The 12,641-nt window shown below is 62.3% G+C and carries 13 protein-coding genes; 10 read left to right on the plus strand and 3 right to left on the minus strand.

The features are described 5' to 3' along the window. Nucleotides 1–6 precede the first annotated feature (6 nt). The 5 genes from KBA32_RS01100 to KBA32_RS01120 all read left to right on the plus strand — a co-directional run bounded on the left by KBA32_RS01100 (nt 7) and on the right by KBA32_RS01120 (nt 3,693). Complete coding sequence (locus tag KBA32_RS01100) at nt 7–1,425, plus strand: RNA polymerase factor sigma-54 (protein ID WP_294353983.1); 1,419 nt, start codon at nt 7–9, stop codon at nt 1,423–1,425. Between the two features lie 134 nt (nt 1,426–1,559). Continuing rightward, nucleotides 1,560–1,883 (plus strand): ribosome-associated translation inhibitor RaiA, encoded by a 324-nt coding sequence (gene raiA, locus KBA32_RS01105; protein WP_294353986.1) that lies wholly within the window; start codon nt 1,560–1,562, stop codon nt 1,881–1,883. 107 nt (nt 1,884–1,990) lie between these two features. Further along, entirely contained in the window at nt 1,991–2,437 is a 447-nt protein-coding gene (gene ptsN / locus KBA32_RS01110) for a PTS IIA-like nitrogen regulatory protein PtsN (protein WP_294353989.1), read from the plus strand. 13 nt (nt 2,438–2,450) lie between these two features. Continuing rightward, nucleotides 2,451–3,395 carry an HPr(Ser) kinase/phosphatase gene (hprK, locus tag KBA32_RS01115; RefSeq protein WP_294353991.1) on the plus strand — a complete coding sequence of 315 codons (945 nt, stop codon included), beginning with the start codon at nt 2,451–2,453 and terminating at the stop codon, nt 3,393–3,395. Between the two features lie 52 nt (nt 3,396–3,447). Beyond that, on the plus strand, nt 3,448–3,693 hold the full coding sequence (locus KBA32_RS01120; protein WP_294353994.1) for a PsiF family protein: 246 nt from the start codon (nt 3,448–3,450) through the stop codon (nt 3,691–3,693). 64 nt (nt 3,694–3,757) lie between these two features. Here the strand turns inward: KBA32_RS01120 and KBA32_RS01125 are convergent, their stop codons facing one another. The 3 genes from KBA32_RS01125 to KBA32_RS01135 form a co-directional block, all read right to left on the minus strand. Further along, on the minus strand, nt 3,758–4,669 hold the full coding sequence (locus tag KBA32_RS01125) for an adenylate/guanylate cyclase domain-containing protein (RefSeq protein ID WP_294353997.1): 912 nt from the start codon (nt 4,667–4,669) through the stop codon (nt 3,758–3,760). Nucleotides 4,670–4,810: 141 nt separating this feature from the next. Next, complete coding sequence (gene ttcA, locus KBA32_RS01130; RefSeq protein WP_294353999.1) at nt 4,811–5,698, minus strand: tRNA 2-thiocytidine(32) synthetase TtcA; 888 nt, start codon at nt 5,696–5,698, stop codon at nt 4,811–4,813. Between the two features lie 52 nt (nt 5,699–5,750). Next, on the minus strand, nt 5,751–6,488 hold the full coding sequence (locus tag KBA32_RS01135; protein WP_294354003.1) for a pteridine reductase: 738 nt from the start codon (nt 6,486–6,488) through the stop codon (nt 5,751–5,753). A gap of 131 nt (nt 6,489–6,619) precedes the next feature. On the opposite strand from KBA32_RS01135, the gene KBA32_RS01140 reads away from it, so the two are divergent. The 5 genes from KBA32_RS01140 to KBA32_RS01160 all read left to right on the plus strand — a co-directional run. After that, on the plus strand, nt 6,620–7,495 hold the full coding sequence (locus KBA32_RS01140) for a hypothetical protein (protein WP_294354005.1): 876 nt from the start codon (nt 6,620–6,622) through the stop codon (nt 7,493–7,495). Nucleotides 7,496–7,683: 188 nt separating this feature from the next. Then, on the plus strand, nt 7,684–9,837 hold the full coding sequence (locus KBA32_RS01145; RefSeq protein ID WP_294354007.1) for a type I secretion system permease/ATPase: 2,154 nt from the start codon (nt 7,684–7,686) through the stop codon (nt 9,835–9,837). Continuing rightward, nucleotides 9,834–11,273: an HlyD family type I secretion periplasmic adaptor subunit gene (locus KBA32_RS01150; RefSeq protein WP_294354010.1), complete on the plus strand. Its 1,440-nt coding sequence runs from the start codon at nt 9,834–9,836 to the stop codon at nt 11,271–11,273. Before KBA32_RS01145 ends, KBA32_RS01150 begins: the two co-directional genes overlap by 4 nt. A 2-nt stretch (nt 11,274–11,275) precedes the next feature. Beyond that, nucleotides 11,276–11,884: a response regulator transcription factor gene (locus KBA32_RS01155; RefSeq protein WP_294354012.1), complete on the plus strand. Its 609-nt coding sequence runs from the start codon at nt 11,276–11,278 to the stop codon at nt 11,882–11,884. A gap of 106 nt (nt 11,885–11,990) precedes the next feature. Next, on the plus strand, nt 11,991–12,641 hold a 651-nt coding region (locus tag KBA32_RS01160; protein ID WP_294354015.1), incomplete at its 3' end, for a retention module-containing protein.

The following is a 12,641-nucleotide window of genomic DNA, read 5'->3' on the forward strand; positions in this document are numbered from 1 at the left end:
CCGACAATGAAGCCATCCCTCCAGCTCAAGCTGTCACAGCATCTCGCGCTGACACCGCAGTTGCAGCAGTCGATACGATTGCTGCAACTGTCGACGCTTGAACTCGAGCAGGAGCTGGAGAAATATCTCCTCGAAAATCCGCTGCTTGAGCGCCAGGAGGAGGAATACGCACCGCCCCCGAGTGCGCCTGGCTCGAATGATACAGAATCCGCAGCGGAGAAAACCGACTCGGAACCGGCTGAATCACCAGCCTCGGCCGACGAGGAGAGTTGGCTGGGCGAGGAAAGCACGTACGCAACTTCGTCCGGCAATTTTGACGACGACGACAGCGACTTCCAGGATGTGCAGGCGGCGACGACCTCGCTGCGCGAACATCTGACCTGGCAGTTGGGCCTGATGAACATTCCCGAACGGGACAGCACGCTGGTCCAATGTCTGATCGACGCGCTCGACGACGACGGTTACCTGACCCAGTCGCTGGAGGATCTGGCGGAAACGCTCCCGGCCGAACTCGAAATCGAGCCGGACGAGTTGCTGATCGCCTTGCGTCGCTTGCAGCATTTCGACCCGACGGGGGTTGGCGCGCGCAATGCGCAGGAATGCCTGGCATTGCAACTCTTGGCTCTGCCGGAGGACTTGACGCAGCTACTGGCCTTGAAGATCGTGCGCAACCATCTCGATCTGCTCGCTGGTCGTGACTTCACGAAGCTGAAGAAACAGATTGACTGCGATGACGATCAGCTGCGCGATGCCCAGTTCCTCATTCGCAGCCTGAATCCGCGACCCGGTTCACAGTATGCGGCGCTCGACGCGCGCTACATCACGCCCGACGTTGTCGTGCGCAAGATTCGCGGGCAGTGGACGGTGAATATCAACTCCGACGCCTTCCCGCGGTTGCGCATCAACAGCATGTACGCGCAAATCCTTTCACGTCATCGTGGTTCCGGTTTGGCCGGGCAACTGCAGGAAGCGCGCTGGCTGATCAAAAACGTGCAGCAGCGCTTTGACACGATCCTGCGCGTGGCACAGTCCATCGTCGACCGTCAGCGCCAGTTCTTCGACCACGGCGAAGTGGCGATGCGGCCCTTGGTGCTGCGCGAGATCGCCGATACGCTCGGCCTGCACGAATCAACGGTGTCGCGTGTAACGACGCAGAAGTACATGGCGACGCCGCGTGGTATCTTTGAGTTGAAGTACTTTTTCGGTAGCCATGTGGCGACTGAGGCCGGTGGAGCGTGTTCGGCGACGGCGATCCGGGCGCTGATCAAGCAACTCGTCGGCGTGGAGGACTCGAAGAAGCCGTTGTCCGACAGCCAGATTTCCGAACTCCTCGGGCAACAGGGGATCGTTGTCGCGCGGCGGACCATTGCCAAGTATCGGGAGTCCCTGAATATCGCGCCGGTCAAACTGCGCAAATCCATTTGATTGCATTGCTGAAACGACCAAAGCGAAGATGAAGGCGATGCGCTTACCCTCAACCCCGATCCATCTCCAGCGAGTTGGCTAGGGGAGAACCGACAGTCGCGCAAGCGGCTATCACCTTGAAAAGGAGCCAAACCATGAACCTGCAGATCAGTGGACACCATCTTGAGATTACTCCGGCTCTCCATGACTACGTGACGAGCAAGCTTGAGCGTGTTAAGCGCCACTTCGACCACGTGATCGATGTGAACGTGATCCTGTCGGTCGAGAAACTCAAGCAGAAGGCCGAAGTGACCGTGCACCTGCCTGGCAAGGACATTTTCGTCGAAGCGATCGACGAGGATCTTTATGCTGCCATCGACGGCCTCGGCGACAAGCTCGATCGTCAGATTCAGAAGCACAAACAGAAACTGCAGGACCATCATCGTGGCGAGAAAATGAACCACGCCGAAGCCGAATAAGTAGCATAATCACGGCGGATTCGACCGGCAGGTCGAATCCGCCTTTTTAATTTGGGCTTTTGTTTTTTTTCCAAGCTTTCAGCTCAAAACATCTCCAGCAATACTGTATGAGCCAGATCAATCAACTCCTGCCGCCCGAAAACATCCTGCTCGACCTCGATGCGAGTAGTAAAAAGCGCGTCTTCGAACAAGCCGGCTTGCTCTTTGAAAACAATCAGGGCATCGCCAGCAGTACCGTTTTCGACAGCCTTTTTGCCCGTGAAAAGCTCGGTTCGACCGGACTCGGGCGCGGAATCGCCATCCCGCACGGCCGGATCAAAGGGCTGAAAGAAGCCAGCGGCGCTTTTTTGCGGCTGACAACGCCCGTTGCCTTCGACTCGCCCGATGGCATACCGGTCAATCTGCTATTCGTGCTGCTCGTTCCCGAACTGGCAACGGAGCAGCATCTGCAAATCCTCTCTGAACTGGCCGAGCGTTTCTCCGATAGCCAATGCCGGGAAGCACTCTGCAAGGCCGACAGTCCCGAATCCGTGCGCAGGATTTTCGCCAACTAAAGGTCGCGTCAGCATGATTGCCACACGTACTCTGAGCATTACCCAGCTTTACGAAGACCACATCGACAAGCTCAGACTCAGCTGGGTGGCGGCCGTGGGTGTCGAGCGACTGGTTGAGCTCAGGGACATGGAAATTTACGGCCCGGACGTCGTGGGGCACCTCAACCTGATTTACAGCCATCGTGTTCAGGTGATCGGCAAAGCCGAGCAACGCTGGCTTGAGCAGGTCGGCGAAGAGCGCTGGCTACGTCAGCTCAGCGACCTGATGGTCGCCAAACCGCCGGCGCTGATCGTCGCCGACGGCCTTGAACCGCTGCCCGGTGGGCGCGAGATCTGCGAAGCGATGCAGACGCCTTTGTTTACCAGCCCGAAGGACTGTTCAGCGGTCATCGACCTGCTGCACCTGTATCTGGCCCGGCGCTTTGCCGACACGGTTTCGGCGCACGGCGTTTTCATGGATGTCTTCGGTCTTGGCGTCCTGATTACCGGCGATTCCGGCGTCGGCAAGAGCGAACTCGCGCTCGAACTCGTCTCGCGCGGGCATGGTCTTGTCGCGGATGATGTGGTCGAGCTGGCGCGGATCGCGCCGACGACGATTGAAGGCCGCTGCCCGGGCATGTTGCGCGACTATCTGGAGGTGCGCGGGCTTGGGCTGTTGAACATCCGAACCGTCTTCGGTGAAACGGCGGCGCGCCGAAAAATGAAGCTCAAGCTCATCGTTCACCTGCACAAGACGGTCGCGGGTGAAGAGTTTCAGCGCCTGCCGCTTGACTCCCAATCGCAGGAAATCCTCGGTATCCCGATCCGCAAGGTGGTCCTGCATGTCGCGGCGGGGCGCAATCTCGCTGTTCTGCTCGAAGCGGCGGTGCGCAACTGCATTTTGCAGATGCGTGGTATCGACAGCATGAGCGAATTCATAAATCGCCAACAACAAGCAGTTCTTGATGACAATATATAGAGTTGTTGTTTATAATTTCGGAAGCTTCACCAACCAAGCCAAGGAGTTTCTGATGCTGAAAACTTTGATTGCCGTTGTTGTTCTCACCTTTGCTGCCGGCCATTCCCTGGCAGCCGAGAAAGAAACGAAGGAGCCGACGCCCGCGCAGCAGGCGCAGCGCGAACGAATGAAAGCTTGCAATGCCGACGCGAAAACGCAACAGCTCAAGGGTGATGAGCGCAAGACCTTCATGAGCAGTTGCCTGAAGGCCGATAAAGCGGCAAAGGCAGAAAAGACAGAGAAAGCCGATAAACCCTGATCGCGCCTGAACGAAAAAAGCCGGTACAAGCGCTGAGCGCCTGTACCGGCTTTTGCTTTTTCGCCTAATCGAAGACTTCGAAATGGGCGCAATCGCGCTTGATGTCCGTTTCCGGTGCGGTGGCCGAGCCGGCTAAACAGATGGTTCCCTTGCCGCGTAGCGCGACTTCCGACCGGCGGAGGAAGACCTCCGGGTTGTTTCCGAGCGCGACGAACGTGCCGTTGGTGCTCCGGTCGATGAGAAACGGATGGCCATTGCGCCATTCGATTGACGCGTGCTTGCGCGAGGCGCGCCGGTCGTGGATGACCACATCGCAATCCTGGTCACGCCCCAGGCTGATGGCGGAAGCGTTCCGTTCAAGCACGAGCACTTGCGCCTTGTACTGAATGCGGACTTTGCTGCCCCCCGGTTCGTCTTCGCTGCGCCGGGTTGGCGCGTGGTTTGTCGCCGATTCGTGCAGTTCGTGCACGACTACCTCGCTGATCGCCGTCGCCGCGAGCTTTCCATCAGCGGGAGGTGTGGCGAGTTCGCGGGTCAGCTTGAGCAGGGGAGGCGAGAGCGTCGCGAGGCTTGCCTGACTCGTCAGTATCTGTCCGGGCTTGGCCATTCCGGCGAGCGAAGCGGCGACATTGACGGTCTCGCCAACGAGCGCGCCGGCTTCTTCACTGACTTCGCCGTGCGCGAAGCCGACGCGGATTTCGAGCTTCACGCCGGACACGGGCGGCAGATCGGCAATGCGTTGCTGCATATCGACCGCGGCTTGGAGCGCTTCGTCGGCATACGGAAAAGTCGCCATCAACTCGTCGCCGACGATCTTGACGATTCGGCCGTTGAAGCCTTCGACGGTCCGCTCTATGCGCCTCATGCAGCGGTCGACGGCGCGCAATGCCTCGGCCTTGCCGAGTTTCTCGTGCAGGCGAGCGCTGCCGGACACATCGGCGAGCAAAACGGATACGTGGAGCGGCACAACTTCCATGATGATTCCGTTTCCTGAAAAGGCGGTTTCGGTCCCGCCAGACGATTGTTCGGAAGCTTCGCTGCTCATCTCGGCGTTATGGTGGCTACAGCGCAGTCCATCGCCCTAGCCCAATCATAGCAAACGGCCCTTGATTTCGCCTCACGCGCTAATCAAATTGAATGTGCCGAACGGCGACAACGAAGCCTTGTCGGCGAGTTGAGGTTCGTCGAACACGATGTCGCCACCATCCATTTGGTCCAGGGCGCTGCCGACGCGCAGGCCCTTGAAGTCGAACAGGTTGTTGTCGGCCAGGTGCGACGGGACGATGTTCTGCAGCGCGGTGAAGACCGATTCGGTACGCCCGGGATAGCGCTGATCCCAGTCAGCCATCATTTCGCGGACCTTCTGCCGTTGCAGGTTCTTCTGCGAACCACACAGGTTGCACGGGATGATCGGGAATTCCATGCCGCGCGCGAACTTCGCGACGTCGTTCTCGCCGCAGTAGGCCAGCGGGCGGATGACGACGTGCGCGCCGTCGTCCGTCACCAACTTCGGCGGCATGGCCTTGAGTTTGCCGCCGAAGAGCAGGTTGAGGAAGAGCGTATGCACAATGTCGTCGCGGTGATGGCCGAGCGCAATCTTGTTGGCGCCGAGTTCCTTCGCCGTGCGATAGATGACACCGCGGCGCAGGCGCGAGCAGAGCGAGCAGGTGGTTTTGCCCTCGGGGATCTTCTCCTTGACGATCGAGTAGGTGTCCTGCTCGACGATGCGATATTCGACGCCGAGTCCGGCCAGATAGTTGGGCAGGACGTCAGCCGGGAAGCCCGGCTGCTTCTGGTCGAGATTCATCGCGATCAGGCGGAAATCGACCGGCGCGCGCTGCTGCATCGCCATCAGCAGCGAGAGCATGGCATAGGAATCCTTGCCGCCCGAGATGCAGACGAGCAGCGTATCGCCGTGTTCGATCATGTTGTAATCAGCGATGGCTCTGCCGACATCGCCTTCCAGGCGCTTTTTCAGGCGCTGAAGATTCTTTGAATTTTCCACCGGACCTCTAGGGATTGAATTGAACTGCGGGTTGTACCGTGATGAAACGAAACTAGAGATGCGCCGTCCTTCCGCCGTCGACGTTGATCACCTGTCCCGTCACGTAAGGCGCAGCGTTGAGCAGGAAGTTCACCGTGCGCGCGATGTCCTGCGGGCTTCCCGAGCGCTTGAGCAGCGTGTGCTCGATGATGTGGTCGCGCGCCGACGGGTCGAAGCTCGCGTCCTCGGGCCACAGGATCGGACCGGGCGCGACCGCGTTGACGCGCACCTCCGGTGCCAGCTCGATGGCCAGCGCGCGGGTCAGTCCGAGCAGGCCGGCCTTGGCCGCGCAATACAGCGGAAATCCGGCGAGCGGGCGCTCGGCGTGGATGTCGGTGATATTGACGACGGCACCGTGTGCGGCCTTCAGATACGGTGCCGCGGCCTGGGTCAGGAAGAGCGGCGCCTTGAGATTGCTGCCGATCAGGTCGTCCCACGCCGCCTGGTCGATCGCCGCGAGCGGCGTCGGGAAGAAACTCGAGGCGTTGTTGACCAGCGCGTCGAGCCGCGCGAAGCGGTGCAATGCGTAGTCGACGAGACCAGGCAGCGCCGTGTGATCGAGCAGATCGGTCTGAAAACAGGCGGCGGAATCGGCGCGGAGCGCGTTCAGCTCGCCGACGAGCGTTTCGGCCGCCTCGGCGGCGAGCCGGTAGTGCACGACGATATTGGCGCCGGCCGCGTGCAGTTCGCGCGCGATCGAGCATCCGACCCGCTTTGCCGCGCCGGTGATCAATACCGTTTTACCAATCAAGTTCGGCTCCACAGGAAGAATGAACCAAGGGCATGGATTTTAACGGAAATTCCGGTCGCTCAAAGCAAGAGCGGCTATCGTCGGCGGTCGGCAAACGCTAAACTCCGCCGGTCAAAAAAGGAGATAAAGACATGCATGAAACGATGGGCCGGGAGGTGGAGGCGGGCGAGCCGCTCGACGCGGAAGAGCTGATGGCTTTTTCCGAACGCATCGACGCGCTGGTGCCGGCCGACGCCGAGTGGGTCAGGCGCTTGTTCGACGAATGTCTGCGCGCGCGCATGCGCGAGGCGGACTTGCTCGCGGCCGGCGCCGGCGCGGGTGCGCCCGCTGCCGATACGTGCAATCGCGTCCGCCAGTTCGACGAGCAGCTGGCGCAGGTCGCGCTCGACGCGGCGGAGTGGCTGAAGACGCTGTGGGACGTCGGCTACATGGGCGCGCACAGCTTCCCCTCGCAGCCGCGTTCTGCCTTTCCCCTGATCGAACTCGAGGACGTGCTCAAGTCGGCGCTCTTCGCCCGCATCCGCGAAGGCAAGCGGCCGCTGCCGTTCCCGCCGCCGACGCGGAACGGGCTGCCTTGGCACGCCCTGGTCGAATGCGACAAGGACGCGACGCACGAGGTCGACGCCGAGATCGTGCGCGACGACGAGGGACGGATCGCCGGCGTGATCATCGAGGGCTGCGCCGAGTGGCAAGCCGTCGACGAAGTCATCAGGGACGGCGAGTACATCGTGCAGCATCGCGGCAAGGGGCCGCTCTACCGCCTGCGCCTCGATTTCCTGCTGGCGACCTTGCGCCGCGAGCCGCCGCGCTGGACGCGCGTCATCCGGCAACAGGCGCGCGGCGGCTTTCGCAGCTACATGCTCGAGTGGCCGGATGACGGCGGGCAGCTGCGGAGCGAACCCCTGCGCGCGGTGACCTGGGAACGCGCCGAATCGGAGGCCGACTTCTGGATTGCGACGCACTATCCCGAGATGTACGGGCAGGTAAGTTTCGATCGGGAGGGTTAGCTGCCGGCAGGTGCCTTGAAGCCTCTTTCGTAAATAAGGGTGAAGACCTGGTCGTGGCCTGACGGCTTTCGCGTAGACTGTCGCCTTGCGTGTAGCTCTACTGTTTTCATTTGTCTGACTTCAACTGAGGAACTTCATTGGCGGCAAACGGCTCGGATACACCGTCACAGTCTTCAACCGCATCCGGCGTGGGCGATTTCACGGCGGATCTGCGCGAGGATCTGCTGCATCACGACCCGCTGCTCGACTGCCTGATCGAGCTGACGCGCCTGCACGGCCGGCCGAGCACACGCGCAGCGCTGTCGGCCGGCTTGCCGCTCGCGGGCGGCTGCCTCACGCCGTCGCTCTTTGCGCGCGCTGCGGCACGTGGTGGACTGTCGAGCCGGATCGTGCGGCGCAAGCTCGACGCGATCGACGCCGCGCTGCTGCCGGTCATCCTGCTGCTCAAGGGCGACGAAGCCTGCGTCCTGCTCGGCTGGAACGCGACCGGAGACGAGGCGCGCCTGCTCTTTCCCGAGACCGGCCAGGGTGAAGTCACCCTCACGCGCAGCGAACTCGCCGAACGCTACGTCGGCATCGCACTTTTTGCCCGGCCGCGCTTTACCTTCGATGCACGTACGCCGGAGGTCGGCAAGGTCGTGCAGCGCCACTGGTTCTGGGGCGCCTTGCTCGAGCAGGCGCCGCTTTATCGCGACGTACTCGGTGCCGCCTTGCTGATCAACGTTTTTGCGCTGGTCATGCCGATCTTTTCGATGAACGTGTACGACCGCGTGGTCCCCAACAACGCGACCGAAACGCTGTGGATGCTGGCGCTCGGCGTGCTCTTGGTGGTCGGCATGGATTTCATGATGCGCCTCCTGCGTGGGCACTTCATCGATCTCGCCAGCGCGCGCATCGACGTCAAACTCTCGGCCTTGATCATGGAACGCGTGCTCGGCATGCGGCTCGAAGCCAAGCCGGCTTCGGTCGGCTCGTTTGCCTCGAACCTGCGTTCGTTCGAATCGGTGCGCGATTTCATCGCCTCGGCGACGGTGACGGCGCTGATCGACTTTCCCTTCGCCCTGATCTTCCTGCTCGTCATCCTCTGGATTTCGTGGCCGCTAGTGCTGATCCCGATCGTCGGGCTGATCGTCGGCGTGATCTACGCCTACGTTGTCCAGCACAAGATGCACGAGTTGTCGGAGACGACCTATCGCGCGGCCGCCTTGCGCAACGCCGCGCTGGTCGAGAGCCTGACCGCGCTGGAGACGATCAAGACGCAGGGCGCCGAAGGCGTCGTGCAGAACAAATGGGAACGGACGAGCGCCTTCCTCTCGCGCACCAACGCGCAGATGCGCCTGCTGTCGGCCTCGGCGACGAACGGCGCGGCGACGATCGCGCAGGTCGTCAGCGTCGCCCTGATCGTTGCCGGCGTTTACCTGATCCACGAGCGGCTGTTGACGATGGGTGGGTTGATCGCCGTCAACATGCTCGGCGGGCGGGCCATTGCCCCGCTCGGTCAGGCGGTCGGCATGCTGATGCAGTTCCAGAACGCGCGCATGTCGCTCGAGACGCTCGACAAGCTGATGGCGCAGCCGGTCGAACGGCCTGATGCCCTAGCGTTCATCCATCGCCCCGAAATCGAAGGCGAGATCGAATTTCGCGACGTCTCCTTCAGCTATCCGGGGCAGGATGAGCCCGCCTTGCAGAATGTCTCCCTGCGCGTTGCGCCGGGCGAACATGTGGTGATTCTCGGGCGCACCGGCTCCGGCAAGACGACGCTGCAGAAGCTGATGCTCGGCCTCTACCAGCCGACCGCGGGTGCCGTGCGCATCGACGGCATCGACCTGCGTCAGCTCGACCCGGCCGATCTGCGCCGCAACGTCGGCTTCGTCGGCCAGGACGCGACGCTCTTCTACGGCACGCTGCGCGAGAACATCGCCATCGGCGCGCCGTATGCCGACGATTCGGCTATCGTCCATGCGGCGGAGGTCGCCGGGCTCACGCAATTCGTCAATCGGCATCCGAAAGGTTTTGACATGCTCATCGGCGAGCGCGGCGAGTCCTTGTCGGGTGGGCAGCGGCAGGAAGTCGCGATCGCGCGCGCGGTGCTGATGGACCCGCCGGTGCTCTTCTTCGACGAGCCGACGAGCGCCATGGACTTCACGACCGAAGCCGCGTTCAAGGAACGTCTGCGCCGCTTTGCCGCGCACAAGACGATGGTGATCGTGACCCACCGCAGCAGCCTGATCGATCTGGCGACGCGCATGATCGTCGTTGACGACGGGCGGATCGTCGCCGACGGGCCGCGCGAAAAGGTCGTCCAGGCGCTGCAATCGGGACGCATCGGGAGGGCGCAATGAGCCAGAAGTCGGGTTCAACCCATTCGCGCCTGATGGCGATCGGCGCTCGCCTGCTCAAAGTGCTCGAAGCCGTGCGTGTGCCGTTGCAGCCCAGCGCTGACCGCTGGCTCGCGCGCATGGATGTGGCGCAAAAGGAGCGTGAACAGCAGGGGTTCGCCGCCGATACCGACTACGCCATCCTGCAACAGGAGCCGTTGCGTGCCCGCGTGCTCTTGAGGACGGTCGGCGTCGCTTTCGCGATTGCGCTGATGTGGTCGGCGGTAAGCCGGATCGACGAAGTCACGCGCGGCGAGGGCAAGGTGATTCCGTCTCGGCAGCTGCAAGTGCTGCAGAGCCTGGATGGCGGTGTGGTGTCGGAGATCCTCGTGCACGAAGGCGACGTCGTCGAGCCCGAGCAGATCCTGCTGCGCATCGACCAGACGCGCTTTGCCTCGTCGGTGCGCGAGAACCGCGTGCAATACACGGCGCTCGTCGCCAAGGCAGCGCGCCTGAAAGCCTTGAGCGAAGGAACGCCATTCGTCGTGCCGGCCGAGGTGGAGAAGGAAGACCCGAAAACGGTTGAAGAAGAGCGCCGTCTCTACGAATCGCGCCGCACCGAGCTGGAGACGACACAGTCGATCGCCCGCCAGCAGCTGTCGCAGCGTCAGCAGGAACTCGTCGAAGTCCGCGCCAAGTACGAGCAGGCCGCGCGTGCCTACGAAATCTCGGCGAAGGAGCTATCAGTGACGAAGCCATTGATCGAATCGGGTGCCGTGTCGGAAGTCGAGTTGCTACGTCTTGAGCGCGATGTCGGACGTTTCCGCGGCGAACGCGACATGGCGGCAGCGCAGAGCACGCGCATCCAGGCGTCGATCAGCGAAGCCAATCACAAGCTGGAAGAAGTGAGCCTGGCTTTCCGCAACGAGGCCGGGAAGGAACTCGCTGAAACCATGGCCAAGCTCAACAGTCTGGCCGAGGGCAGCGTCGGTCTGTCGGACAAGGTGACGCGCTCGGTACTGCGTTCGCCGGTCAAGGGCACGGTCAAGCGTCTGCTGATCAATACGGTCGGCGGTGTCGTGCAGCCGGGCAAGGACGTCGTCGAGGTCGTCCCGCTCGAAGACAACCTGCTGCTCGAAGCGCGCGTCCTGCCGCGCGACATTGCCTTCCTGCGTCCTGGGCAAAAGGCCGTCGTCAAGTTCACCGCCTATGATTTCTCGATCTACGGTGGGCTGGAAGGCAAGCTCGAACACATCGGCGCCGACTCGATCGTCGACGAAAAGGGCAACGCCTTCTACACCGTGCGCGTGCGCACCGACCGCCCCACGCTTGGCAACAACCTGCCGGTGATTCCGGGGATGGTCGCCGAGGTCGATATCATTACCGGCGAGAAGAGCGTCCTCTCGTATCTGCTGAAACCCGTGCTGCGCGCCAAGGCGCGGGCCTTGTCCGAACGGTGAAGATGGCGCCAGTTTTTCTTTCGATTGACGCGCGCAAGCGGGACAACTGGTGCGAAGCCTTTCCCGAACTTGCGGCCGCCCGACTGGATGCACCGCCGCTTGGCGACGGCCTCGTCTGGCTCTTGCAGCCGGCGGGCCGCGGCGCGGCCGAGGTGATCGTCGGGCTTGCAGGCCACCTTTCCGGACGCCCGCTCGTTCTACTTGCCGACGAACCTTCCCAGGACGAAGCCATGGCCGCGCTGGCCGCCGGCGCTGCGGGGTACTGCAACGGACATGCCGCGCCAGAGGTGCTCCGGCAGGTCGCCACCGTCGTCGAGAACGGCGGAATCTGGGTCGGCCGTGGGCTCATGCAGCGCCTGCTGACGGCGACCGCGCGCCTCGTGCCAGCAGGTGAGGTCGATGAGCAGGCGTGGCGTGCGCCTTTGACACCGCGCGAACAGGAAACTGCCGTCCTGCTCGCCAAAGGCGCCAGCAACAAGGAAATCGCCCGCCAGCTCGAGATCACCGAGCGTACCGTCAAGGCGCACGTCGGCGCCATGCTGGAAAAGCTCGGCGCGCGCGACCGCCTGCAGCTCTCGCTCATCATCAACGGCATCGAAAATCCCCGCTGATCCTTATCGGGCAAGGGTTTCCGGCTATCGTACTTCGGTACAGTAGGCGGCTCGCGACGATCTGCGTATCGTCGCGCAATCAATTCTTCCGTCTCGAGGTTCCAGCATGGCTGCCAATACCCCCGTCGCTCGCGTTTCCGCCATTCAAGGAAAAGTCTTCGCCAAGAGCGAAGACGGCTCCATGCGCGAACTGAAAATCGGTGACCCGGTATTCGAAGGCGAGATTCTGGTCGCGCTGCCCGGTTCGCAGGTCGACCTGGCGACCGAAGACGGGCGACTCCTGACGTTGCGCGAAAACGAAGTCCTGACCGTCGACGCCGAAGTCGCGGGTGATTCCAAGGCTGACGCCACCGATTCGGCCCTCCTCGCGGCTAGCGACGACACGAACCGGATCATCCAGGCAATCAACGAAGGCGGCAATCTCGATGCGCTGCTAGAGGAAACAGCTGCGGGCGAAGCTGCTGGCGGGAGTGACGGCGGCCCGACCTTTGTCCGGTTGTTGCGGATTGCAGAGAGCGTTGACTCGCTCAGTTACGAGTATGAGACCGAGACGGCGAGATCGGCGCTTGTTGAGGAGAATGTGAATGGCGGTGTTGCTGTGGAAGCTACCGCCAAGCCCGTGAACGACGCCGTCAACGACGCCCCGGTCGCAGCGAACGACACGGTCTCGACGAACGAAGAAACGCCGGTCACGATCGCCGTGCGCAGCAACGACAGCGACGCCGACGGCGACGCCCTGACGGTGAGCGCGGTGAGC

This window comes from Propionivibrio sp. (assembly GCF_017995515.1).
Classification (GTDB): domain Bacteria; phylum Pseudomonadota; class Gammaproteobacteria; order Burkholderiales; family Rhodocyclaceae; genus Propionivibrio.